Source organism: Nocardia sp. CA-151230, from assembly GCF_050942175.1.
In the GTDB taxonomy this organism is placed as follows: domain Bacteria; phylum Actinomycetota; class Actinomycetes; order Mycobacteriales; family Mycobacteriaceae; genus Nocardia.
This window is the reverse complement of sequence record NZ_CP192061.1, coordinates 4,296,707-4,321,442: the sequence shown is the minus strand read 5'-3', so window position 1 is coordinate 4,321,442 and position 24,736 is coordinate 4,296,707. Positions and strand designations below refer to the sequence as shown.

The 24,736-nt window shown below is 66.3% G+C and carries 22 protein-coding genes; 10 read left to right on the top strand and 12 right to left on the bottom strand.

What is annotated here, in order from left to right:
* Nucleotides 1-25: 25 nt before the first annotated feature.
* The gene (locus ACQP1O_RS20255) at nucleotides 26-850 is read left to right on the top strand and encodes a UbiA family prenyltransferase (RefSeq protein WP_433567318.1); all 825 of its coding nucleotides are present in this window, start codon (nucleotides 26-28) and stop codon (nucleotides 848-850) included.
* On the opposite strand, the gene ACQP1O_RS20250 is transcribed toward ACQP1O_RS20255, so the two are convergent.
* Both ACQP1O_RS20250 and ACQP1O_RS20245 read right to left on the bottom strand, forming a co-directional pair.
* Complete coding sequence (locus ACQP1O_RS20250) at nucleotides 851-1,519, bottom strand: response regulator (protein WP_433567317.1); 669 nt, start codon at nucleotides 1,517-1,519, stop codon at nucleotides 851-853.
* 7 nt (nucleotides 1,520-1,526) lie between these two features.
* Nucleotides 1,527-2,585, bottom strand: a complete 1,059-nt coding sequence (locus ACQP1O_RS20245) for a sensor histidine kinase (RefSeq protein ID WP_433567316.1) — start codon at nucleotides 2,583-2,585, stop codon at nucleotides 1,527-1,529.
* A gap of 542 nt (nucleotides 2,586-3,127) precedes the next feature.
* Here ACQP1O_RS20245 and ACQP1O_RS20240 point away from each other — a divergent pair.
* The 6 genes from ACQP1O_RS20240 to ACQP1O_RS20215 all read left to right on the top strand — a co-directional run bounded on the left by ACQP1O_RS20240 (nucleotide 3,128) and on the right by ACQP1O_RS20215 (nucleotide 9,262).
* Entirely contained in the window at nucleotides 3,128-4,090 is a 963-nt protein-coding gene (locus ACQP1O_RS20240) for a heme/hemin ABC transporter substrate-binding protein (RefSeq protein ID WP_433567315.1), read from the top strand.
* Nucleotides 4,091-4,197: 107 nt separating this feature from the next.
* Nucleotides 4,198-5,247, top strand: coding sequence for a DUF2235 domain-containing protein (locus ACQP1O_RS20235; protein ID WP_433567314.1), 1,050 nt, complete (start codon nucleotides 4,198-4,200; stop codon nucleotides 5,245-5,247).
* A complete protein-coding gene (locus ACQP1O_RS20230; protein ID WP_433567313.1) occupies nucleotides 5,226-7,148 on the top strand; it encodes a hypothetical protein in 1,923 nt (640 codons plus the stop codon). The genes ACQP1O_RS20235 and ACQP1O_RS20230 overlap by 22 nt, the downstream gene beginning before the upstream one ends.
* A gap of 46 nt (nucleotides 7,149-7,194) precedes the next feature.
* A complete protein-coding gene (locus ACQP1O_RS20225) occupies nucleotides 7,195-8,016 on the top strand; it encodes a hypothetical protein (RefSeq protein ID WP_433567312.1) in 822 nt (273 codons plus the stop codon).
* The gene (locus ACQP1O_RS20220) at nucleotides 8,013-8,426 is read left to right on the top strand and encodes a hypothetical protein (RefSeq protein WP_433567311.1); all 414 of its coding nucleotides are present in this window, start codon (nucleotides 8,013-8,015) and stop codon (nucleotides 8,424-8,426) included. Before ACQP1O_RS20225 ends, ACQP1O_RS20220 begins: the two co-directional genes overlap by 4 nt.
* 152 nt (nucleotides 8,427-8,578) lie before the next feature.
* Entirely contained in the window at nucleotides 8,579-9,262 is a 684-nt protein-coding gene (locus ACQP1O_RS20215) for a M12 family metallopeptidase (protein ID WP_433567310.1), read from the top strand.
* 264 nt (nucleotides 9,263-9,526) lie between these two features.
* Here the strand turns inward: ACQP1O_RS20215 and ACQP1O_RS20210 are convergent, their stop codons facing one another.
* The gene (locus tag ACQP1O_RS20210; RefSeq protein ID WP_433567309.1) at nucleotides 9,527-9,778 is read right to left on the bottom strand and encodes a hypothetical protein; all 252 of its coding nucleotides are present in this window, start codon (nucleotides 9,776-9,778) and stop codon (nucleotides 9,527-9,529) included.
* Nucleotides 9,779-10,228: 450 nt separating this feature from the next.
* On the opposite strand from ACQP1O_RS20210, the gene ACQP1O_RS20205 reads away from it, so the two are divergent.
* Nucleotides 10,229-10,504, top strand: coding sequence for a response regulator transcription factor (locus ACQP1O_RS20205; protein WP_433567734.1), 276 nt, complete (start codon nucleotides 10,229-10,231; stop codon nucleotides 10,502-10,504).
* Nucleotides 10,505-10,833: 329 nt separating this feature from the next.
* Here ACQP1O_RS20205 and ACQP1O_RS20200 read toward each other — a convergent pair whose 3' ends face one another.
* The gene (locus ACQP1O_RS20200; RefSeq protein WP_433567308.1) at nucleotides 10,834-11,118 is read right to left on the bottom strand and encodes a hypothetical protein; all 285 of its coding nucleotides are present in this window, start codon (nucleotides 11,116-11,118) and stop codon (nucleotides 10,834-10,836) included.
* A 159-nt stretch (nucleotides 11,119-11,277) separates the two neighbouring features.
* Between ACQP1O_RS20200 and ACQP1O_RS20195 the strand changes: the two genes are divergently transcribed.
* Nucleotides 11,278-12,699: a helix-turn-helix domain-containing protein gene (locus ACQP1O_RS20195; protein ID WP_433567307.1), complete on the top strand. Its 1,422-nt coding sequence runs from the start codon at nucleotides 11,278-11,280 to the stop codon at nucleotides 12,697-12,699.
* On the opposite strand, the gene ACQP1O_RS20190 is transcribed toward ACQP1O_RS20195, so the two are convergent.
* From ACQP1O_RS20190 to ACQP1O_RS20165, 6 genes are all read right to left on the bottom strand, one after another.
* Nucleotides 12,693-13,427 carry an HAD family hydrolase gene (locus ACQP1O_RS20190; protein WP_433567306.1) on the bottom strand — a complete coding sequence of 245 codons (735 nt, stop codon included), beginning with the start codon at nucleotides 13,425-13,427 and terminating at the stop codon, nucleotides 12,693-12,695. The two genes, ACQP1O_RS20195 and ACQP1O_RS20190, sit on opposite strands and share 7 nt — an antisense overlap.
* Before the next feature lie 341 nt (nucleotides 13,428-13,768).
* Complete coding sequence (gene narI / locus ACQP1O_RS20185) at nucleotides 13,769-14,530, bottom strand: respiratory nitrate reductase subunit gamma (protein ID WP_433567305.1); 762 nt, start codon at nucleotides 14,528-14,530, stop codon at nucleotides 13,769-13,771.
* On the bottom strand, nucleotides 14,527-15,156 hold the full coding sequence (narJ, locus tag ACQP1O_RS20180; RefSeq protein ID WP_433567304.1) for a nitrate reductase molybdenum cofactor assembly chaperone: 630 nt from the start codon (nucleotides 15,154-15,156) through the stop codon (nucleotides 14,527-14,529). Before narJ ends, narI begins: the two co-directional genes overlap by 4 nt.
* Entirely contained in the window at nucleotides 15,153-16,838 is a 1,686-nt protein-coding gene (gene narH / locus ACQP1O_RS20175; RefSeq protein WP_433567303.1) for a nitrate reductase subunit beta, read from the bottom strand. The genes narJ and narH overlap by 4 nt, the downstream gene beginning before the upstream one ends.
* Nucleotides 16,838-20,602 carry a nitrate reductase subunit alpha gene (locus ACQP1O_RS20170; RefSeq protein ID WP_433567302.1) on the bottom strand — a complete coding sequence of 1,255 codons (3,765 nt, stop codon included), beginning with the start codon at nucleotides 20,600-20,602 and terminating at the stop codon, nucleotides 16,838-16,840. Before ACQP1O_RS20170 ends, narH begins: the two co-directional genes overlap by 1 nt.
* Entirely contained in the window at nucleotides 20,599-21,870 is a 1,272-nt protein-coding gene (locus ACQP1O_RS20165; protein ID WP_433567301.1) for an MFS transporter, read from the bottom strand. Before ACQP1O_RS20165 ends, ACQP1O_RS20170 begins: the two co-directional genes overlap by 4 nt.
* Nucleotides 21,871-22,151: 281 nt before the next feature.
* Between ACQP1O_RS20165 and ACQP1O_RS20160 the strand changes: the two genes are divergently transcribed.
* The gene (locus ACQP1O_RS20160) at nucleotides 22,152-23,246 is read left to right on the top strand and encodes an Acg family FMN-binding oxidoreductase (RefSeq protein ID WP_433567300.1); all 1,095 of its coding nucleotides are present in this window, start codon (nucleotides 22,152-22,154) and stop codon (nucleotides 23,244-23,246) included.
* A gap of 149 nt (nucleotides 23,247-23,395) precedes the next feature.
* Here the strand turns inward: ACQP1O_RS20160 and ACQP1O_RS20155 are convergent, their stop codons facing one another.
* Nucleotides 23,396-24,103, bottom strand: coding sequence for a ubiquinone/menaquinone biosynthesis methyltransferase (locus ACQP1O_RS20155; RefSeq protein WP_433567299.1), 708 nt, complete (start codon nucleotides 24,101-24,103; stop codon nucleotides 23,396-23,398).
* A 1-nt stretch (nucleotide 24,104) separates the two neighbouring features.
* Nucleotides 24,105-24,677, bottom strand: coding sequence for a TetR/AcrR family transcriptional regulator (locus ACQP1O_RS20150; RefSeq protein ID WP_433567733.1), 573 nt, complete (start codon nucleotides 24,675-24,677; stop codon nucleotides 24,105-24,107).
* Between the last annotated feature and the right edge of the window lie 59 nt (nucleotides 24,678-24,736).

The window sequence follows — 24,736 nt, the reverse complement described above, 5'->3', positions numbered from 1 at the left end:
GGAAGCGCGACCATTCGTTCAATTCATGTTCGCACTACGTTTTGTCGCCGCGTCGGCGCTCGCCGCGCCCCCGTTCTCCTCGATACCGCTCACGGCCTGGATCGATTACTCCTGGGCGGTCGCGGCGTGGTTTCTCACAACGGTGTGCGTCTATCTGATGAACGGTATCGCCGACGGCGTGAACGATCGGATCAACGGAGTCGGGCGGCCGATCGGCCGCGGCGACCTGCACCCTCGCGACGCGGCCGCGGTCACGGCTCTGGCCGCGATCGCCGCGCTCGTACTCGCACTGCACGCCGGAATCGCCATGGCCGCCCTGGTTTCGGTGTTCCTCGCGCTCGGCTACCTCTACTCGATGCCCCCCATCCAGCTCAGCCGCACCTGGGCCGGCTCGAGCGCAATCGTCACGCTCGGCGGATTGTGCACCTATCTCGCGGGAGGCGTGGCCATCCGCGCCCAGCTCACGCCCGACCTGGTGGTCTTCGCGGTCGTGATGTCACTGTGGATGGGATTGATCGGCGCGGTGGTCAAGGACTTCTCCGATGTCGCCGGTGATCGCGTCGCACAGCGGCGGGTGCTCACCCTGCTGGTCGGCGAGATGCCGTTGCGCGGGTGGGTATCTCTCGCCGCCCTCGGCGTCGCGACGGGCCTCGCGGTCGGCGCTTCCCGACTGCCGAACCTCGAATGCCCCTGCGTCCCCATGCTGTTCGGTGCGGCGCTGGTGGTGGGCTACACGCTCACCACCCGCTATCGCGATCCACGGCCGGTGAGCCGGCGACCTTACCGCGCCTTCATGCTCACCCAGCTGGCCGCCAATCTCGGTGCGCTGATCAGCGGCATTCCGGTGTGATCACTCCGGCGGATACGACGCCGTCTCCGCCGGGTACGGAGCGATCAGCTTGGCCGCCGTCGCGCGATTGACCATGTCCAATCGCGAGACGGCCCCGAGCTTCCGGAAGATGTTCCGCAGATGCCGCTTCACGGTGCCCTCGGTGATACCGAGGGCATTGGCGATCTGCCGGTTGCTCAACGCGCCGGCGACCTGTTCGGCAACCTCCAGCTCCCGGTCGGTGAGCGTAGGATCCGGCAGCGGATCCCGGTCGCCGGCGACGGATCTCTTGTCCTCCTGCCACGACACATAGACGACCATCTCGCCGCCCGCATCCGCGGCACGAATCGCCGACAGCAGCGTCTCCCGCTTGGCGCTCTTGTGCAGATAGCCGGCGATGCCGTACTCGACGAGGTCGCGGATCAGGGCCATGTCCTGATGCATGCTCACGATCAGCACCCGCGACTCCGGGCTCACGTCGCGCAGGGTGAGCAGGTTCTGCACGACGTCGCCCCCGGGGATCTCGACATCGAGGATCACGACCTTCGGGTGCAGGCGCGCCGCGTATTCCGCGCCGGCGCGGCCGTCGGCCGCCTGGGCCACGACGGTGATATCGCTTTCGCGGTCGAGGATCTCGCACAACGCACCGCGCAGCATGTTGTGGTCGTCGATCACCAGCACCGTAATCATCGAGCCCTCACTCCCCGTCGATCAGTAGCGGGATCCACAGTGCGACGCGTGTTCCGATGCCGGGAGACGAACTGTGGGTGACCGATCCGGACAGCAACTCGGCCCGCTCCCGCATCGACTGAAGCCCGTTCGCCCGCTTGGTCCGCGACGGGTCGAATCCGATCCCGTTGTCCACCACCCGTGCCCAGATCTCGTGGGGCGCTATATCGATTTCGACGGTGACCCGGGTGGCCCGCGCGTGGGTGAAGACATTGCGCAGCGCCTCGCGCAGAATGAGGAACGTCTCGTCCATGACCTCGGCGGTGACCCACGACTGCGACCCGCTGACCCGGATGTCGACCATCGGAGTCGTCCGCCCGACCGAACGCACGAAGGCCGTCAGCGCGTCCCGCAGGGAGTTTCCGCCCGCTACCGTCCGCAAACCCGTGGTGATTGCCGACATTTCCGCGATCGCGCCCGAAAGTACGTCCACCGCGGCGTTGATTCCCTTGCAGCCCTTGGGATCGCCGGCCGCGATGATCTCCATCTGATGCATGGCGAGGCTGAGTGTGTTCCCCAGCCGGTCGTGCACCTCACGCGCGAGCTTCCGCCGATCGGCGTCGTTCACGATGCGAATCTGGTCCAGCAGGAAGGCGTCATAGCCTTTTGCTCCGGCCTCCAGCCGAGCGAACAGGCTGCGGCTGAGAGCCGTTGCCAGCGTGACGATCTGATCCCGCTCCCCGGATCCCGGACCGAGTGCATCGACCACTTCGGTCATCACCAGCTCGTACATGATCATGGCCGCGCGCACCGAGCAGTCCGGGCGGATCCCGCGGATACCTCGCCGCTCGGCCATGTTCACGAATCGCTCGACGGGGACCTCGACTCCGCTCGCCCGTCCGGTTGCCAGCGACTGCGCGCATTCATCGATGATCTGGCGCGCCTGAACGACACATTCCTCCCAGACCGCACTGTCCGTAATCAGCGCGCTCCCAGCATGTTCCAATTCCAGGCGGTAGCGATCGATCAGATACTGTCGTCGGTCCTTCAAACGTGCGGCCGCATACTCCGGCAGATTCGGCCTCATACATCAGCCCCGCCATACTTTCTCACTTCAGCTAATCTTCTGCTATTGTTATCTCGCCGAAAAGTCCAGTGCCAACGCCATGTTCGCGCCACGATCACCATCGCCGATATCCCTCACGATTCCCACACACGATGCACCGGGTTATCTCTCGGAGACACCCCCGGAGTCAGCCAGTACTGTACCCAAGCATCCCCCGGTCATCGACCGATCCAGCACTCATCACAGGGCTACCGATCGGTTCGCAAATCCAGCAAAACACCTGGTCAGCTGCCCATTTCGGCGTGGTTCACGCCGCGTTCACCCCAGCCCCCTCGATTTCACCGTGCGCCCACGCCGAACCTGTCCTGTCAGGGGCACTTCGGCAGACCGGCAGGGTCGGCCGGGCGCTCACATTAATGCATCCTGAACACCGGAAAGCCGTTGCGGGAAAGGAACATGCACCATCCGTCACACGAGAATTGAGTAGCGGTCGATCAGCTGCCGCCCGATACGCTGAGTGCGTGTTCAGCTGCGGCAAGCTCGGAATACTCACAATCGGACTGGTGGTCTCGCTCGGGCTGAGTGCGTGCTCAGCCACCGATGCCGGCGACAGCGCCACCAAGGGCAATGTCACAGCTACCCTGGGAGACGCCAACCCGCAACCGATAGCATCGGACCCGCACCCGACGCTGCCGGCGACGGTTCACAGTTTCGACGGCACCGACGTCACAATCCAGGACTCAAGTCGCATCATCGCCGTCGACCGGTTCGGCACCCTCGCGCAGACCATCTACGCGCTCGGCCTCGGCGGCCGTCTCGTCGGGCGCAGCATGTCGGCCAAGATCCCCGCGATCGCCGGCCTGCCCAACGTCACCCCCGACGGCGAATCCATGAGTGTCGAAGCCATCCTGGCCCTGCACCCGACCGTGCTGCTGACGGACGCCACAACCGCAACTCCCGCGGTCTTCGAGCAACTGCGCGCCGCCGGGGTGCCGATCGTCTTCTTCGACCCCGCCCGCACACTGAACGGCGCCGGCCCACAGATCCAGGCGATCGCCGACGCGCTGGGCGTCCACGACCAAGGTGTCGCCCTCGCCCAGCGCACGACCACCGAAATCGGGACCGCGACCGCGAATCTCCCCGCGACGGATCCGAGATTGCGCATCGCATTCGTCTATCTGCGCGGCACGGCCCTCACCATGCTCGCCGGCCGGGGCTCCGGCGCGGACGCACTGATCGCCGGCCTCGGCGCGGAAGACGCGGGAACCGCGGCCGGACTCAGTGAGCCCTTCGTCGCCATCACCAGCGAGGCGATGATCGCGGCCCGCCCGGACGTTCTCCTGGTCATGACCGAAGGGCTCGATTCGATCGGTGGCACAGCGGGATTGCTCAAACTCCCCGGCGTCTCACAGACCCCGGCCGGGCGCGCGCACCGAATCATCGACATGTCCGACAGCGTCCTACTCAGCTTCGGCCCCAACACCGGCAGAGTACTGACCGCACTGCGATCGGCCGTCTACCCCTGATCGACCGGTGCCCAGGCGATCGAGAACCCGTCGATCCCGCGCCGACCACGACATTCGAGTACCGGACTACTCGATACGCGCGGCGTTGCCGGCGCGACACTCATTGGGTGTTTGCGGGATCGGCGGGTAAGAACATCGTCATCTGTCTCGACGGGACAGGTAATCAGCTCCGGGCCAGTGGCAGTACCAATGTCGTTCGCCTGTTCGAGATGCTCGATCTGAGCGATCCCGGCAGGCAGATCGCCTTCTATGATCCGGGTGTCGGAACATTCAGTGCCCGGGGTGCGTGGTCACCGCCGGCGCGATGGTTCTCGAGAATGCTCGGGCTGGCCGTCGGCAGCGGGCTGCGCTCGAATCTCGCTGAGGCCTACTCCTATCTGATCGGGCACTGGCGACCGGGCGACCGGGTGTTCGTGTTCGGGTTCAGTCGCGGTGCGTACACCGCTCGCGCCCTGGCCGGGTTGTTGCACGAGCCGGGCCTCCTGCGTCCCGGTAGCGAGAATCTCGTCCAATATGTCGTCAGCGCCTATACCCGCAAGACGACCGACTGGCCCGAGCTTCGTCGATACGCCCGATCCTTCTGTTCGAAGTCCGCGGACGGCGAGTACTCGATCCCCATCGAATACCTGGGGGTCTGGGACACGGTGAAGGCGGCGGGCCTGTTGCGCTGGAGCCTGCGCTGGCCCTTCACTCGGCAGGTTCCGAATGTGGTGCGGGCCAGGCACGCGGTGTCGATCGATGAGAAGCGCCGCCCCTACGAGCAATACCTGGTGATGCCCAAAGGGCAGCGGCCGGTGCTCGACGAAGCATGGTTCGCCGGTGTCCACTCCGATGTGGGCGGGACATTCGAGGACGATCCGCGGCTGGCCGAGATCGCGCTCAAATGGATGGCCGATGGCGCGCTCGAGGCCGGACTGCTCGTGAAAGCCGAGGCATACCACCACATCTGCGCGCTGACCGAGGAGCACGCCGACGGTCGTGTGCATCGGATGGGCTGGATCTGGGCGTTGCTCACCTACCGCCATCGCAGCATTCCAGCCGATGCCCGCGTGCACGCGAGTGTGCGGTCCCGGAGCGAGACCGACGCGAATTACGGCAGGCGAATCCCGCGAGAAGTCCGGTGGGAGGACGAACAATGGACGAAACCACACCTGTAGCCGACCACCGCGCGACCACTCCCGCGACCGGCCCCAGAACCCCGGCCTACAGCATGGGCAGCATCTGCCCGCCTGCCCGACGGCGTCTGCGCACCTTCGCCTTCGACCCCATGTCGACACGCCTCACGGGACGCTTCCTGACCCTGGACATCCCATTCGAGCGGATCAAGAACCCGGGCCCGGACGGCGAGCTCGTGCAGGTGGTCGACTACGACGCCAGCCGCGACAAGTGGTACGCGCCGATAGATCTCAATGACCCATATCTCTTGGCACAGGACGGAATTCGTCCGTCGGAAAGTGATCCCCGGGCGCATCAGCAGGTCGTCTACGCGGTCGCGATGAGCGTTCTGGAGCGGTTCGAGCGATTCATGGGACGCCGATTCCGCTGGCACCGCGAGCAGATACTGCGGCTGGTTCCGCACGCCTTCGAAGGGCAGAACGCGTATTTCGATCCGCAGCGTCGCGCCGTGCTGTTCGGCTATTACCGAGCCGACGCCGAGAACCCCGGCGCGAATCTCCCGCACCAGATCATCTTCACCTGCCTGTCCAGTGACATCGTCGCGCACGAGCTGACGCACGCGATCGTGCATCGAATCCGCCGGCTCTACAGCGAATCCACGCACCGCGATGTCTTCGCGTGGCACGAGGCCGTCGCCGACCTGATGGCGCTGTTCCAGCATTTCACGCACCGCGACGTGGTGCTGGACGCCATCGCGACGACCTCGGGCGAACTCGGCAAGAGCGCGGGGCTGCTGGATCTGGCCCGGGAGTTCGGGGAGTCCACAGGTCGCGGCGCGGCCCTGCGCTCGGCGATCCGGAACCCGGACCGCACACCCAATCAGTTTCTCGCGGCGCGGGAGCCGCACGAACTCGGCGCGTGTTTCGTGGCCGCGGTGTTCGACGCCTACCTGGATGCCTACCAGAGCGCGATCGCGGACCTGCTGCGGATCGCGACCGGCGGTACCGGGGTGCTGCCACCGGGGCACCTGCACCCCGATCTGGTGTCCCGGATCGCCGATGAGGCGGTGCGAACCGCGGACCGCATCCTCGGCATGGTGGTGCGCGCCTTCGACTACCTCCCGGTGGTGGATGTCAGGTTCGGTGATGTCGTGCGGGCGATCGTCACCGCGGATCGCGGCCTCTACCCGGAGGATCGGCAACACCTGCGCAGCACGCTGGTTGAGGCGCTGCGACGGCGCGGCATCTGGCCGACCAGCGTCAGGTCGTTGACCGACGAGGCGCTGGTCTGGCATCAGCCCGACACCGGACTGAACCTCGGCCGGGGCAAGCCCTCGGTCGACTTGTCCCAGGTCATCCTGTCGGCGTCACGAGACCTCGATCCGATCGGCCATGCAGGCGATCTGCGCACGCCGCCCGTGCTCGACGGCAACGGCAGCTCTCCCCCGCCGGAGCCCCCGAACACGAGTTCGGTCTTCCGTGAGGTTGCCAAAGAGATCACCGCATGGGCCCGATCGAATGCGCTCCAGCTCGGGCTCGATCCGAAATTCCCCATCAGCTGTGGGGGCATCCACGTCTCGTACCGCCGGGCGGGCGACCGGTTGCCGCGGCCGGAACTGGCGATCCAGCTGCTGCAGCGGCGCGCGGACCTCGAGGACCCGAAACAGTACAGGCCACCGGCGATTCGTGCGGGTACCGCCCTCGTCGCCCGGGCCGACGGGAGCGTGGACTACATCATCGCGAAGCCGCTGCCACTGAGTGACCCGTCGATGGTCACCGACGACAGCACCCGGGAATTCCACGAAGCCGGCACCCAGCGGCTCGCCGAGATGACCGAGTGGTTCGAGCAATTGGAGTCCGCCGATCAGCTGAGCCCTTGGACCGCCGAGCACGCGATCCACCGCCTCAGCTTCGCCACGATCCACTCCGAAACCGGTGCGTAGGTGCGACATGTCAACGCGGACAGTGATTTCGGTTCGAATGTACAACGTGGGTTTCGGTGACGCCTTCACGGTGACCGTCCGGCACGGGCCGGAAACCTGGCGGATGCTGGTCGACTGCGGCGTGCACAGTCAGGGCCGGGCCCGCCCGATCCGTGACTCCGTGCGCGCGATCATCGCCGATCTCACCGCGGCCGCACCCGACCAGCGGCCGCACCTCGATGTCGTGGTCGCCACCCATCACCATGCAGACCACATCACCGGATTCGCCTGCGAGGAATGGGAACAGGTGCTGGTGGACGAGGTGTGGGTGCCCTTCATCGAGGATCCGGACGACGAGGACGCACGCCGGATCCGCGACGGGCAGACCGCCGCCGCCCATGGCCTGCTGGCGCTGGGCGACCGGCGCGTCGCCGAACTCGACGGTCGCCGCGTGCCGGCCGGTGTCGAGCAGGCGCGGATGTTCGCATTGAACGCCCAGGGCAACGCCGCCGCGACCGATCGACTGCTGGGCCGCGATCGGCTCGGCTTCGCGGCACCGCACCGGGTTCGGTTCCTGCCCAGCAAGAACGAGGTCGAGAACCGGATCGAGGTGGATCGGGTCGGTCTCGTCGCCCACGTCCTCGGGCCCTCGCGTGACGTCAGCTTTCTCAAGCGGATGGATCCCCCCGCGCCGCAGCAGTGGCCGTTGGTGCGCGCGGCCGCCACCGACTCCGGCGGCCCGATCACCCCACTGTTTCCTCCGCACTACAGCGCAACCGGCCCGCTGCCGGACTGGCTGCCGAGCGCGAAAGCCGATCTGGCGCTGAGAAACTCGTGCACGATGACGACCGGCTACTGCGTGCCGCCGCGATTCTGGAGAACGCGGTGAACAATACGAGCGTCTTCTTCGTCCTCGATGTCTCCGGTACGCGGCTGCTGTTCCCAGGTGACGCACAGCAGGGCGCGTGGGATTACGTGCTGTCCGACGCAGGCAATGTCGAACTATTGTCCGACCTGGCCTTCTACAAGGTCGGCCATCATGGTTCGCACAACGCCACTCCTCGTCGGTTCGTCGAAAAGGATTGGCAGACAGCGGGTTATGCGATGGTTCCGTTCGGGCCGGTGCAGCGTTGGCTGAAGACGATCCCCAAGAAGTCACTCATCGAATCGCTCGTGAGTCACCATCACACGGTTGTCCGAGCGGATCAGCCGCCCGCCGCTGTCCCCGGCCACCTCGCCGTCAACGGCGATCTGTGGACCGAGGTCACTGTCACCGCACCGAGTCACCCTCAGGAGTAATCCTGTCCGCCAACGACGCCATCAAAGTCTGTACGCCCAAGAGCCTGCCCGGAGCAGACCTGTTCGCGGGCCGCGAAGACAGCTGTGGAAATCAATCCCGCGAACCGGCCGGACCTGCGCGCCCAGTGACCGATCTGATTCCCCCGGGAACGGTGACGAAGGAGTTCATTTCCGCACTGACCACGAAGTACTGGCACAGCGGCGGCGTCCATCTCGCGGTCCGGTTCCTCGACACCGACGACGCCGACCTGAAGGCGCGGATCGTCGGTCACATGAGCACGTGGTCACCGGGCGCGAACATCAAGTTCTCCGACAGCCACAGCAATGACGCGGAAGTGCGCATCGCGCGCACACCCGGCGACGGGTACTGGTCGTATCTGGGTACCGACATCCTGCACATCGAGGCCGACCAGCCGACCATGAATCTGGATTCCTTCTCGATGGATACTCCCGAGACCGAATACAAGCGCGTCGTCCGCCACGAGACCGGGCACACACTGGGTTTCCCGCACGAACACCTGCGGCGCGAGGTGGTGGGGAACATCGACCCGAAGAAAGCGATCCGGTACTTCCTCGAGGCCGACGGCTGGAGTGCGGCGACGACGAAAGCCCAGGTCCTGACTCCACTCGAGGACTCCAACCTCGTCGAGACGCCGACCGACACGGTGTCGATCATGTGCTGTCAACTGCCGGGATTCATCATGCGCGACGGCCGCTTCGCCCCCGGTGGACTCGATATCGACGACCAGGACCGGAAGTTCGCGCAGACCCTCTACCCGGCGAGCCTGGTGAGCACCCCGCACCACGCCGGGAAGGTCAGCGGGCATGCCCGCTGACCTCGCATCCTCACCATGGTCGACGAAAGCCGCTGCCATGCAAAGGCTTTCGTCGGTCTTCGTGGCCATGCACCCGGATGAACGGTACGCCCGGGCGCAAGGTGTGGGGTTCGAGGGCGTCAGGTGCGGGCGGCGGGGATGCCCACGGCCCGAACCCGTTCGGTGAACTCCCGAAACCCGGTATCACGACCCGACCACAGCTGCTGCGCCATGATCGGGAGCCGAGCCCGGACGGGTCCGACCATCTGCGCCCGCGGTGATGTTTCATTCCAGCCAGTTGGGTCGGTGTTCGAGAACATCGTTGACAGTGCGGATTGCGTTCGTCACCGCTTCGGCGGCGGTGGGTCCAGCGGCCACCATGTCCTCGTGGCCCCTGATCCGCACCACGCATCCCACGAACGGGGCGTTCGGCCACGGTAGCGGCTGGCCGATTTGGATCAGGGGTGCGAACTCGCCCGGGGGCGGACCAAGATGTTTGCCGACCGAGATAGCAGGGGTCTGGTCTTCGCTGGTCATGCCGGGCGATGCTACCCCGTGGGACTGGCGCAGTGATAGAACCCGGGAGTAGCCCCGCTGGTCACGCTACCGACCCAAATCCAGTCACCCCATACGGGCATCCCGTCTATCGCGGTATCGCCGACATGCCTGCACACGCAGTACGCCTCGCCTGCTACAGCTTTCGCGCTGTCGGGAAGTTTGAAAACCGTCGTCGGATACACGTGACCGCCAAATCCTTCGCACGCGTCGGCGGTCATGGCCTCGGCGGTCCCGGTGGTCAGCCATAGGGCTGCGGTGGCGGCGGATGCAATCAGTGCGGCGCGGATCATGACCTGTTGCAAAGCAATTCACCTCATCTAGTTGTTATTCTCTTTTTCCAGCCCGCTCGGGCGAGCCATTCCTCAATGTTCGAGCGCCCGTGAGCAATTCGTTCACGCCGCCCTCACCGACCGTGAAGAAACCGTGCTGATGCCGATGACCCGCGGACTGTCCAACAAGCAAATCGCTGAGCAACTCCACATCGGTGCCGAGACCGTCAAGAGCAGCGGCATCCTCACCAAGCTCGGCGCCCGAGACCGCACCCAGGCGGTAATCCTGGCCAGGCGAACGAACGCCCATCCTGTCTTCTGCGATCGGCGGTCGTGTCAGCTGTCGACGAAGCCGGATTCGTCGGCTCCAGCGAGGCTTAGAACAAAGTGCGCGGAACTCCGGAGACCCGTTGCGCCCGCCCGTTCGGGGGGTTGAGAACCCGATCGGTCCGCTCCTCACTGCCGTCGAGACACAACGGCGGGTCTCCGCTGCAGCGCAAGCGGGTTCACAAGGTGAATCGCTTCCCCTTGGCGGCCCACAGGACTCGGCCATGTTGGGTGAGTTGCCACCCACCGTCACCGTCATTCTCGACCAGCCCACGGGCATGCAGTCGCGTCATGATGCGACGAACGGAGTCGTGGCTGAGGGAGACGCCCGGGCCGGATGGCGGGACGGCAACCGCTGTGCAACTCTGTCGACGGTCAGCGCGCCGCCTGCGAGGTTCAGCACGCCGAGCACCGCGAAGTCGTTCAGCGCAAGCGGCGTCACGCTGGACATCCGTGCCGCCCACCGAAATACCGCGCGAACGACTCACGCGGTTCGACAACTTCCACATCACACAGGTGCATCAGCTGGTCCAGAGTGAGTGCATCGAGATCGCTCGGGGATGGGACCAGTACTGCATCCACGTCGGCGGCGCGTATCTGGTCGATCAGGTTCAGCGGCGATAGGTCCTGCGGCCAGATCAGCTTGTACCCGAGCCGCCGCGCCAAACGAGCGACCTGTGCCCGATCCCACTGAGCACCAACACCTGAACGCTCATCGTCCACATGGCCGAGTGCTGTAGGAAACGCTCTCATAATGGCTGCCCTCAACGTTCGTGGTGAATTACCTCCTTCGAGAGAACCCCGGTGATGATCGACTCAGGAAGGTGGCAAATCCGTGGAAGAACCGACTTGCCACCCCTCGTCGTCAGCAAGAATGAGTGCATGCGCAGGGCGGCGATGAATGACCCGGGTTGCGAACCCGACCGGCAGCCGGCAACGGTGGCGGACCGCTTAGCGCGCGAGATCAAATGCCGCAGAATTGCAGCCGGGTTGAGTCAGCGAGTGCTGGCTACCCAGATCGGCTATTCACGTCAGTACGTGTCCATGACCGAATGGGAAGACGCCAACCTGCCCTCGTTGGACCTGGTGACCGCTATCGACACCGTGCTCGGTGCTGGTGGGGCACTGATCGCAATGCGCACCCAAGCGAGCCGAGGCAGTTCGTCGACTCGAACGCAATCCCCTGCCGCCACCACGGATTCAGAGGTGCTGAGCATGGGTGTCGGTGCGGAATCCGTTGTCCACGACGGGCTACGTAGGCAGCCGCCGCTCGATCAGCACGCAATCGTTGCCACCTGGACTGGGTCGAATATTGTTGTACCGCCGGGTTTCTCGGAAATTGGGCCGACCGTGCTCGATCCTGTTGAGTCGCTCGTACATTCACGCAAGATTTCGAACAGGACAATCACCAGCTTCACAGCGGTGACACGCCTGTTGGCAAGCCAGAGGCAAAGCATCGCACCAGACGCCCTGGTGGGCCTCATAGCAGCACATCGCGATTCGGTGGCGGAACTCTTCCGCGCCGCAGACGAGGACCATGTCAAAGAGCGGCTCGGCGCGCTGCTCGGAGAGACATCGATTGTCGCGAGCCGTTTGTGGAGCGCCGTGGGTGATCGCCCCATGGCCTTGGCCAACTGCGTGTACGCCCGGCGGCTCGCCGACAAGCTTCGGAATCCACTTCTAGGCGGGATCGCGCGAATCTTTGAGAGCAACCTCCGATCCGATGCCGCCACGTTGATCGGTGCGGACGGTGACATCGTGATCGGTCTCCGAATGTTGAGGGAAGCCGCCGTATTTGGCGACGTTCTGCCCCCAGCTGCTCGGGCTCGGATCGCGGCCGAACAAGCGCAGGCTTATGCGGTGCTAGAACTGCCACGCGAATGCCGAGACACCCTGGCACTGGCTCACCGCGCGGTGGACGAAATCGATGAGCCAGACCGGACCGGGTTGTTCAGCGACTGGAATACCGCACGCCTACATGTCTACGAAGGGACATGCTGGCTATTTCTCGACAAGCCACGCAAGGCGATTGCAGCTCTCCAAGCCGCATTGCGGGCAACCAGGGAAGGAGACCGCAACGTCGCGCTGGCTGCGCAAGTCGACCTCGCCAGTGCCTACGTGCTCGATGGCGAACTCGAGGAGGGCTGCCTGCTGATCGGCGAGACCTATGAGAGCCTGACCGCGATGGGCAATCAGCGCGGCATCGAACGCGCTCAGCGGGCCGTCGAGCGGTTGGCCCCTTGGACGGCGGAGCGACCGGTTCGCGAACTCGAGCAGCGAATCGCGGCGCTGACTGCTCAATGATCCCGCTGGCCAGCGGTTCCGCCGATCAGCGCTTCCGCCGTAGCCACCACCGTATCCGGTTGCAGCGCATCGACGATCGCATCCGGAGCGCACTGAGCGAGTTCTTCGTGGGTTGCTCGATGGGTCACAACGATGACATGAAATCCCGCGTGCCGAGCGCAGGCGATGTCGTTCGGGGCATCACCGATAACAACGGTTCGCGCAGGGTTGAACTCATTGCCGTACTTCGTGGAAAACCGTTTGGCGATCACGTCAGGGAGATCGAAACGGTCCCTCGCGTCAGACCCGAACGCCCCGATCTCCAAGTCGAGGTGTAGCTTCAAACCGTTGACCCGAAGTTTGACCTCAGCCGCCGACCGCAGATTGCCGGTCAACACGGTCTGAACAAACCCGTGCGCATTCAGGCCTTCGATCGTGGCTGCCGCGCCCGGATACGCGGGCTGATCCCGTGCCAACTCTTCCTTGCCCTCCTCCATCACGCGAGCCAGCTGTTGATGGAAGCGCCGTACTCCCTGCTCTGCGATCTCCGGCGAAACGCCGGATGCGAGAGCGGTATCCACCACGATCGACTCATCGGTGTAGCCATGTACGCGCGAGGTCGGGAAGACAACGGCTTCCTCCGTGATGGCGTAAGTGCGCGCGACAGCCCTTCGGAGCCATCGCAGATCGGCCGGAATCAGGGTTCCGTCAACATCCCAAACGATGAGTCCCGCGTACTCCACGCTCATACTCCGCATTCTGGCAGAGCTGGGAGCGATACGTTGATTCACTCACGGCCCGAGTAGCGCCGGACTGTCAACTATCTGCTGTGCTACTCCGATTGGCCTTGCCAGTCGGAACCGAAGCTGGCGTCGAAGTCTGCGAGGTGGCCATGGACCTGCGGGCACCGTGTCCCCCGTGACACGAAAAGGAACCCATGGATGCCGTGCGCCCCGCAAACAACCTTGCGGATACCTAGATGCGGCCCGACGCAGTGGCGCAGGACTGGCGAGCGAGGCGGTCACCGCCGTTGCGCCACTGCACTGTTCAGCGCCACCGTGGCCACGGTGAGACTCCTTCCGGTGGCGGGTCACGGCCGCTGCCATCCGCGGCGCACGGCCCGGGAACCGAGCTGATCGGTGCGCGCGCGGTAGACGATGTAGGGGCGGGCGAGATAGCCGAGTGGCAGCGAGAACACGTGCACCAGACGGCTGAAGGGCCAGAAGGCGAACAGGGCCAGCGCCGCCAGTGCATGCAGCCGGAAACCGATAGGGGCGGCCGACATCAGTGCCGGGTCCGGTCGCAGGTAGAACAGCGAACGGAACCACGGTGACACGGTCTGCCGGTAGTCGTGTGGATGGTCGGTGAGATTACCGAGCACGGTGGTGCCGAGCCCGAGTACGAGCGTGCCGATCAGCAGCACGTACATGATCTTGTCGTTGCGGGTGGTCGCGGAGAAGACCGGCCCCACGGTGCGACGGCGGTAGATGAGGATCGCCGCACCGGTCAGGGTTGCCGCGCCCGCGACCGTACCGAGACCGACAGCGACCGTGTGATACGCGAATTCGGAGATGCCGACGGCCTCGGTCCAGGACTCGGGGATGAGCAGCCCACCGACGTGCCCGAGCACCACGAGCAGGATGCCGTAGTGGAACAGCGGACTGCCCAGGCGTAACAGGCGATTCTCGTACAGCTGCGAGGATCGGGTGGTCCAGCCGAACTTGTCGTAGCGATAGCGCCACAGGTGCCCGACCACGAAGACCGCGAAGGCCGCGTACGGGACCGCGACCCACAACAGCAGATCGAAGGCGCTCACCGGGTCGGTGGCGGGTGCGGACATCGGAGCGCTCATGAGGGTGTTTCTCCGTCACAGATGGGGCCGACCGGGCTGAAGGCCGGGAGACCGACCGATTCCACGGGCGGGCCGGCGGCGGCGAGCCGCGCAATCCGCTGGTGCCGACGCGAATTCAGCGGCGGGAGGGTCGCCGAGACCGAGTCCAGCACGCCCGCCCATGCCGAACCCGCATCGTTCAGGCCCGCGCGCAGCAGTTCCAGTGCCGTCCGGAACTCGGCGAGCAGCTGTTCCCCGGCGCGGGGCCGGGTCGCCGCGAACTCGAGCAGGACAGACAGATGGTCCGGCAGCTCGCCTTCGCCGAGAGCCAATCCGGCCCTGCGGTAGGTGTCCTTGAGGCGCAGCAGGGCCATGCCACGATTGCGGGTGTCGCCGTGGGTGAAATAGGTCAGGTAGGGGCTGAGCCGTTTGTGATGGTCGAAGGTCGTGACGTAATCGGCGGTCAGCTCGAACAGCGGCGTCGCCTCGGCGTAGTCGACGAAGGACAGCAACGGTCGTCGCCATCGCTCCGGCAATGTCCCGGCAGCGGTGCGCACCAACGGAAGCCGCTCGCGCAGGGCATCATCCGGGTAGCCGAGCAGCAGGGATTGGAGCTGCCAGGCGATGTGGCGGGAGGTGTCGGTCATGACTTCGTGTCCTCGGCTGGGGCACCGTCGGGGGTGCGGCGGGGCGTGAACAGGCCCTCGGGCCGGCCCTTGCCGTCCCAATTGAGCAGATTGACCCGCCTGTCCTTGTCGGCCGGCGCGGCGATGGTGTCGACGGTCTGCCGGGCCTGCAGCATCCGGAAGTTCTCCACTGCGAGAGGTGATGCGGCGCCGGAATTCTCGCCGAACGGCCCGGAACCGCCCATGCCGGGCCCGCCCGCGTAGTCCAGGCTGCATTCGGTGGCGAGTTCCTCGAGGCTGTGCGCCTGTTCGGCATGTGCGGGCGGAATCACGTACCGCTCTTCGTATTTGGCGATGGCCAGAAGCCGGTACATGTCGTGGATCTGTTCGCCGGTCATCCCCGCGGCCGCGGCGATCTCCTCGCGAGGTTCTCTGCCGAGGGTGATGTCGCGCATATAGGACCGCATGGCGGCCAGCCGCCGCAGCACGGCGGTCACCGGGGCCGGATCGCCCGCGGTGAACAACCGGGCGAGGTACTCGACCGGTATGCGCAATGCGTCGATGGCGGCGAAGAGGTTGCGGTGGTCCTCGCCGTCGTGGCCGGTGTCGCGCAGGATGTCGGAGACCGGGGACAACGGTGGGATGTACCACACCATCGGCATGGTGCGGTATTCCGGATGCAAGGGCAGGGCCACCCGGTAGGTGTTGATCAGGGTGTAGATCGGTGAGCGCTGGGCGGCCGCGATCCAATCGGCGGGAATCCCGGCGTGTTCTGCCGCACGGACGACGGCCGGATCGTTCGGGTCGAGGAGCACCGCGCGCTGCGCGTCATAGAGCCCGGCGTCGTCAGGAGTGGTCGCGGCTTCGAGGACCCGGTCGGCGTCGTAGAGGACCAGCCCGATGTAACGCAGTCGGCCGACGCACGTCTCCGCGCACACCGTGGGCAGCCCGACCTCGACGCGCGGGAAGCAGAAGGTGCACTTCTCCGCCTTGCCGGTCCGATGGTTGAAATACACCTTCTTGTACGGACATCCGGACACGCACATGCGCCAGCCGCGGCAGCGATCCTGGTCGACGAGCACGATCCCGTCCTCGCTGCGCTTGTAGATCGCGCCGGAGGGGCAGGCGGCCGCGCACGCGGGATTGAGGCAGTGTTCGCAGATACGCGGCAGGTAGAACATGAAGGTCTGCTCGAATTCGAAGCGAACCTTGTCCTCGATGCCCTTGCGGATCGGATCGGCACCGCCGTGTTCGGGTGCGCCGCCGAGATTGTCGTCCCAGTTGGCCGACCATGTGATCTTGGTGGGCTTGCCGCTGATGAGGGACCGCGGTCGCGCGACCGGGGTGTGCGGTTGCAGCGGCGCGGTGGTGAGATCGGCGTAGTCGTAGGTCCAGGGTTCGTAGTAGTCGTCGAGTCCGGGCAGTTCGGGATTGCTGAAGATGGAGGCCAGCCTCCGCCAGCGCCCGCCGCCGCGTAGGCGCAATCGGCCGCGCCGATTCAGTGTCCACCCGCCGCGCCACCTGTCCTGGTCCTCGTAACCGCGCGGATAGCCTTGCCCGGGACGGGTTTCCACATTGTTGAACCAGACATACTCGGTGCCCGACCGGTTGGTCCAGGTTTGTTTGCAGGTTACCGAGCAGGTGTGGCAGCCGATGCACTTGTCGAGGTTCATCACCATCGCCATCTGAGCCATGACACGCATCAGTAGGTCACCTCCTGGCTGCGGCGGCGGATCACGGTGACCTCGTCGCGCTGGTTTCCGGTAGGGCCCAGATAGTTGAAGGCGAACGACAACTGGGCATAGCCGCCGATGAGATGGCTGGGCTTGATCAGCAACCGGGTGAGCGAATTGTGGATGCCGCCGCGTTTGCCCGAGGTCTCGGTGAGCGGTACGTCGATGAGCCGATCCTGGGCGTGGTGCATGTACACGGTGCCCTCGGGCATGCGGTGGGAGACCACCGCCCGGGCCGCCACGACACCGTTGCGGTTCACCGCCTCGATCCAATCATTGTCGGCGACACCGATTTTCGCGGCGTCACGGTCCGACATCCAGATGGCCGGGCCGCCGCGGGACAGGCTGAGCATGAACAGGTTGTCCTGATATTCGGAATGGATCGACCATTTCGAATGGGGCGTCAGATAGCGGAGGGTGATCTCACTCGCGCCGCCCTGCCCGATATTCGGCTCGCCACTGTGCCCGATGTTCGGCTCGCCACTGTGCCCGATGTTCGGCTCGCCGAAGAGGGCAGTCATGTTCAACGGCGGCCGGAACACCGGAAGCTGTTCACCCAGTTCGATCATCCAGTCGTGGTCGAGGTAGAAGTGCTGGCGGCCGGTGAGGGTGTGCCACGGCTTGAGGCGCTCGACATTGATGGTGAACGGCGAGTAACGGCGGCCGCCGGTTTCGCTTCCGGACCACTCGGGTGAGGTGATCACCGGGACCGGCGCGGCCTGGGTGTCGGCGAAGGTGATCTGCTTGCCCTCGTGCTCGGCGGCCAGGTCGGCGAGCCGGGTTCCGGTGCGCTGCTCCAGCGTCCGGAATCCCTGGGTGGCGAGATGGCCGTTGGTGGTACCCGAGAGCGCGAGAACGGCCTCACACGCATCGATCTCACGGCGCAGGGAGGGCCGTCCGTCCGCCGGTCCCCCACGGATCACGCCGTTCTTGTGGGCCAGGTAGTCCACTTCTCGTCCGACCCGGTAGGTGATGCCCTTCGTGGTCGCGCCGAGGGTGTCCAGCAGCGGCCCGAGCGCGGACAGCTTCGCCGCGACCGCACCGTAGTCGCGTTCGACCACGGTCAGCCGCGGCATTGTCACACCCGGAATCGGTTCGCACTCACCGGTTTTCCAGTCGCGGACGACACCGTGCGGGGTTGCCAGCTCATCCGGGGTGTCGTGCAGCAGCGGCGTGGCGACCACATCGCGGCGGACACCGAGATGCTCGCGCGCGAGCGGAGCGAACGCGGCGGCGATCGCCTGGAACGCGGCCCAGTCGGTGCGGGTCTGCCAGGGCGGGGCGATCGCGGGATTGAACGAATGGACGAACGGGTGCATGTCGGTGGTGTTGAGATCGTGCTTCTCGTACCAGGTCGCCGCGGGCAGCACCACATCCGAGAACATGGTGGTGCTCGTCATCCGGAAGTCCACGCTCAGCAGCAGATCCAGCTTCCCGACCGGCGCGTCCTCGTGCCACACCACATCACGCGGTCGCGTCCCCGGCTCGGCCTGGTCGGCGCGCAGCGACGAATCGGCCCCCAGCAGATGCTTCAGGAAGTACTCGTTGCCCTTGGCCGAGGATCCGAGCAGATTGGCGCGCCAGACGCTGAGCACACGCGGAAAGTTCTGCGGCGCATCGGGATCCTCGCACGCGAAGCGCAGCCGCCCCGACTTCAGCTCGGCCACCACATAATCGCCGATGGGCTGACCGGACCGGTCCGCGTCGTCGGCCAGATCGAGCGGGTTGCGGTCGAAGGTCGGGTAGGACGGCATCCAACCCAGCCGCGCCGCCTGCGCGATCACATCGGCGGTGGTCATCCCCGCCAGCGCACCGCCCGAGCCCGCGGCGGCAAGCGTCTCCGCACCGAACCGGTCGTAGCGGAACTGATCGGTGTGCAGGTACCAGTAGGCGGTCTGGATCATCTGACGCGGCGGGCGCGACCAATCCGATGCGAAAGCCAGCTGCGCCCAGCCGGTCACCGGCCGACACTTCTCCTGCCCTACGTAATGCGCCCAACCACCACCGTTCACGCCCTGACAGCCGGTCAGCGTCGTCAGCGCCAGGAAGGCGCGGTAGATGGTGTCGGAGTGGAACCAGTGGTTGGTGCCCGCGCCCATCAGGATCATCGATCGTCCATGTGATTCCTCGGCGTTGGCGGCGAATTCGCGGGCGATCCGGGCCGCGGCGGCCGCGGGGACACCGGTGAACGGCTCCTGCCAGGCGGGTGTGGCGGGTTCGGCCGGATCGTCGTAGCCGGTCGGCCATTGCCCGGGCAGACCGGCCCGGTGCACGCCGTACTGCGCGAGCAGCAGGTCGAACACGGTGGTCACCAGGTGATCGCCGACGCGGCGAACCGGGACGCCGCGGCGCAGCTCGGCCCGGGGAATGTCGAAGCGGGGCAGCATCACTTCGACGGACTCGCCGCCCGCGACCGTCAGCAGGGGGTCCACGTCGCCGAGGTCGAGATTCCACTTCCCCGCGCCCTGATCGCCGTAGCGGAACCCCAGCGACCCATTGGGGATCACGACCCGACCGTCCGCGCCGAGCACGACGGTCTTGAACGCGGCGTTCTCCTCGGCGGCGAAACCGTTCAGATCCGCTGCGGTCAGCGACTTTCCGGGCCGGTAGACCTCGCCTTCGGGAACCAGGCGCACCAGGAACGGCAGATCGGTGTAGCGCTTGACGTAATCCTCGAAGTAGCCCGTGCGCTTGTCGACGAAGAACTCCCGCAGGATGACATGCCCCATCGCCATGGCCAGGGCGCCGTCCGTGCCGGGATGCACGGCCAGCCATTCGTCGGCGAACTTCACACTGTCGGCGTAGTCCGGCGCGACCGCGATCACCTTCTGGCCGCGGTAGCGTGCCTCGGCCATCCAGTGCGCGTCCGGGGTCCGGGTCACCGGGACATTGGACCCCCACATGATGAGATAGCCCGCGTCCCACCAATCCCCGGACTCGGGTACGTCGGTCTGGTCGCCGAACACCTGAGGCGATGCCACCGGCAGATCCGCGTACCAGTCGTAGAACGACAGCATCGTTCCGCCCAGCAGCGACACGAACCTGGCCCCGGACGCGTGCGACACCATCGACATCGCCGGAATCGGCGAGAATCCCGCGATCCGGTCCGGGCCATAGGTTTTGATCGTGTACACGTGCGCGGCCGCGATCAGCTCCGTCGCCTCTTCCCAGGTGGCGCGCACCAGGCCGCCTCGCCCGCGCGCCCCCTTGTAGCGGCGCGCCGCGTCGGGATCGGTGACGATTCTCTCCCAGGCCAGCACCGGATCCCCGGTGTGTGCCTTGGCTTCCCGATACATCTCGAGCAGCAGACCACGGATGTAGGGATAGCGGATCCGGGTCGGCGAATAGGTGTACCAGGAGAACGCCGCACCCCGCGGGCATCCGCGCGGCTCGTAGTCGGGGCGGTCGGGCCCGGCGCTCGGGTAGTCGGTCTGCTGGGTCTCCCAGGTGATGATGCCGTCCTTGACATACACCTTCCACGAACACGATCCGGTGCAGTTCACGCCATGGGTGGAGCGCACCACCTTGTCGTGGGCCCATCGGTCGCGGTAGAACTCGTCGGCCTGACGGCCCCCGATCTGGAACAGGGTCCGCCCATCGTCGGAAATGTCGGCGCGAGTGAAGAATCGGCGAGTCCGTACCAGCGCGTCGGCCACCCCGTCGTCGAGTCCGGCGGTTCGGGCGCTCGAATCAGCCTGCGCGAGCAATTCTTCGCGCTGTTTCCGTCGCCTCATGCCGCACCCACCGCCAGGGCGACGTGGACGCGATGCCGCACGGTCGTGAGGGTGAACAGGCCGGTCGCGGCGGCCACGACGGCCAGCGCCGCCAAACCCGCCGCGTAGGAGCCGTAGTGGCCGAACACTGCGCCCATCACCAGCGGCGGCACGAAACCACCCAGTCCGCCGGCGGCACCGACCACACCGGTCACCGCGCCGACGCGCGCGGCCGGAACCAGCTGCGCCACCAGTGCGAACACCGCGCCGGTGCCCGCGCCCAGCGCGGCGGCCATGACCAGGAAGGCGATCGTCGCGACCGGCACCAACACCGGTGTCGTCGCCTGGACCACAGCGGCCACGCTGACCGCCGTCATGGCCACCGCCAGTACCCGCACGGACCCGATTTGGTCGGAGGCCCACCCGCCCAACGGGCGCATGAGCACTGCCAAGAGCACGAATCCGGCCATCCGCATCGACGCATCCGACTGCGACAAGCCGTACGCGGTCTTCAGATACGCCGGGAGGTACACCGAGAACGCGACGTATCCGCCGAAGGCCACCGCGTACAGTGCGGCCGCCTGCCAGGTCACCACCATCCGGCCCACGGCGGACAGCCTCCGCGGCAACGACTCCGCCGGTTGCACCCGATTCGGGGCGTCGCGCAACAGCAGTGCCGCCAATGCGGCATACAGCGCCAGCGCCGCCGCCGTCACCAGGAACGGAGTGGCGAGCGAACTCGAATTCACCAGTCGCACAGTCGTGAGTGCGCTGATCGCGGTACCGCCCATCCCCGCGCCGAACACTCCGATCGCGAGCCCACGCCGCTCGGGCGGAAACCAGGCGTTCACGAAGGGCACGCCCACCGCGAAGGCCGTCCCACCGATGCCGAGGAAGAATCCGCCCACCAGCAGAGCCGCCAGCGAATCGTGCCCGGCCACGCCGACATAGAGCACCGGTACGATCGTGGCCGCCGAGACGAGCGGGAACATGACCCGCCCGCCGAGCCTGTCGGTCAGCGCCCCCACCGGGATCCGCCCCAGCGAACCGACGACCACCGGCACCGCCACCACCAGCGCCTGCTCGAAGGCGGTGAGCCCCAAGGATTCCTTGAACCTCGGCCCCAGGGGGCTCAGCAGCGCCCACGCCCAGAAATTCACCGCGAAACCGATGGTGGCCAGGATCAGCATCAGGACACGCTGCCCTGTGCCCGGTTCGGGCCGCCCGTCCACCTCACGCCCGGGCGCCGCTCCACGCGGCTCCCTCGGCTCGTCAGCCGAAGTCATCATCAGGTCCCTCATCCGGTTTTCTCGAAGCTCGTGCCCGCCATCGATCCCGGCGGTCATCCCGAGCCTCGCGCAAGCACCGGTGATGCCAGCAGAGCCGACAGGTCACCAGGGAAATGACCATTGCCCCTATGTCGTCCGATCGAACGCCACGCAGCTCCCGCCACGTGCGTCCCCGACGGATCCGGCCGCCCGCGGACCGACGCGAAATGGGTGACCAAATGCCCTCTGGCGCAGGAGCAACGGCCGTGTGCAGGGCCTCCCGGTTGGCGAAGACTGTCGACATGAGTGTCGACGACGGTGTGAGCGGCCAGCCGGTGCCTGATCCGGCGACAATCAGGGCGGTGGTCGAACTGGCGGCGCGCGCGCCGTCGTTGCACAACACGCAACCGTGGCGCTGGCGCTTCGATGGCCGGCGGCTGTCGCTGTTCGCCGATGCCGCACGGCAGCTGTCCTCCACCGACCCGCTCGGCCGCCAATTGGTGATCAGCTGCGGTGCGATGCTGCATCACGTCAGAACCGGTTTCGCCGACCGTGGCTGGCGCACCGACATCACGCGTGTGCCCGATCAACGACACCCGGATCGACTGGCCGCCATCGAATTCCGGCCATGGCACAATCCCCCGCCGAGCATCCGCTCCCTGGCGCGCGCCATCGAGCACCGCCGCACCGACCGGCTGGCCCTTCGCGCGCCGCACGGCTGGGGTGAGCTCTTGCCCAGACTGCGGGCACTCACCGCGGCGCAGTACGCGCGCCTGGACGTGCTGGACGAATCGGTCCGGCCCGAGCTCACCGCGCTCTCCCGCGAGTTCGCCACCCTCCGCGGTCACGACCTGTTCTACGACACCGAATTACACTGGTGGACAGGACATTCCGAGGACCATCAGGGAATTCCGCGCAGCGCGCTGGCATCCGACGCGGAGTTCGCCCGGGTGGGTGTCGGCCGCGTCTTCCCCCCAGGTCCGCGCACGGCCCACCGCGACCACCTCACCGACCGTGCCCGGCTCGTGGTGCTGAGCGCCGTGCGGGATTCGGTTCCGCAATGGCTCCGTATCGGCGAGGCGCTGTCAGCGGTGCTGCTCGAATGCACGGCCGCCGACCTGGCCACCTGCGCCCTGACCAACATCACCGAATTGCCCGCCGGGCGAGACCTTCTCACCGGCCTGATCTCCTCCCCCGGCATCCCGCAGGTGGTGGTCCGCATCGGCACGGTACCCGCGGACAACACCTACACTCCCCCGCCCACTCCGCGACGCCCCGTGGCGGAGATACTCACCCTGGCAGGCGGCAAGGTCGCAGGGCCGCCTCATACGGCGACGGACCCCGATCGTCGCGGTGGCGTCGGAACGGGCAGCCGCGGACAGCGTTCGGCGCGATGAGTGCCCTGCGGTCAGTGCGCCGCGGGGACGCCGGTTGGGCCGCCACGTCGTTCCAGCTCGACCGGGCGCCGGATTAGTTGGTCCATCCTCGAGGGTGCAGGGAGGCACGAAGCGTGAGGCGAGGCACAACCTCGGCTCGACCAGGCGGTTCACCGCGCTTTGACAGCCCAGAGGATGACGTTCGTCCCGAAGAACTTCTTGCGCCATCCAATGTCGCGAAAACCCGTTCGGGTCAACAGATCTGCGACCTGTTGTGGCGATTCGAAAGCGCGCGTGCTGGATTCGAGATAGGCGTAGGACGACCGATCGCCGGACACCACCTTCCCGAGTAGCGGGACGATCGTACGGATCCCCCACTCCACAACCGGCTTCATCGGGCCGCTGGGCGGGCAGGTCTCGAGGATGACGAGGCGACCGCCGGGTTTGAGAACACGGTGCTGTTCGCGCAGCACTCCCGCGAGATCTTCGACGTTGCGCAGCAGGTAGCCCTCGGTGATCGCGTCGAACGACTCGTTGTCGAACGGCAGTCGAGCAGCGTCGGCCTGCTGCCATCGCACCGCTTCAGCTCCGGGCTTGGCCTTGGCGTGCGCCAGCATCTGCGCGGAGAAGTCGGCACCGGTCACCGCGACAGTGGGATACGCGCGAGCCGCCTCCAGCGCGATCACACCGGTGCCCGTGGCCAGATCCAACAGCTGCCCGCCCATGGGCGGCGCGGCACGGGCGGCGACTTCTCGGCACCAACGTCCGTGACGGCCCAGGGTCATGACGAAATTCATCAGGTCGTAGTAGTCGGCGATCTTCTGGAAGATTCCATGCACTTCAACGCTTTTGCCGTGCGGCATTCGGTCGGTCGTCATTTCACAGGCCCTCAGGTCGATTCGAGCGTTTCAGGATCAGGTCGCCGGCGCGGGCGATGACCTCTTCGCGGGTGCGGCCGGGGTGATCAGCGGCGAGGAAATGGCTGCCGATGGCCGTACAGAAGGCGAGCAGGCTGCGGGCCTCGACCTCGTCGGGATCCGAGCAGACGGTGCCGATCGCGTCGCGAAGCAGGTCCATGCGCCGGTTGTCCACCCGGCGTAGACGTTCGGCTACGGCGGCGTCGCGGCGGGCCCAGTCGCGGATGGCCAGGTCGATGGGGAGCAACCGGTCGCCGGAGAAGGTGAGCCGACCCGCCAGTTGCGCCTTGTCGAGCGCGTTGCCGTCGGCCTGCTCGACCTCGGCGAGCACATCGTCGACCGCCTCCTGCTCCCAGGTTTCGAGCATTGCCGTCAGCAGTGCCTCGCGATCGGCGAAGTAGCCGTAGAACCCGCCCTTGGTCACTCCGAGCGTCTTGGCGAGCACCTCGATGCGCACGGAATCGACCCCGCCCGTCGCCAGCGCCCCCAGTCCCGCGTCGATCCATTTTTCGCGCGGTGTGCGCAACGCGCCCATGCCGTGATCCACCTCACTTCAGTGTTGTACGGAACCGTATATCAGATCTAGCCTCTGGT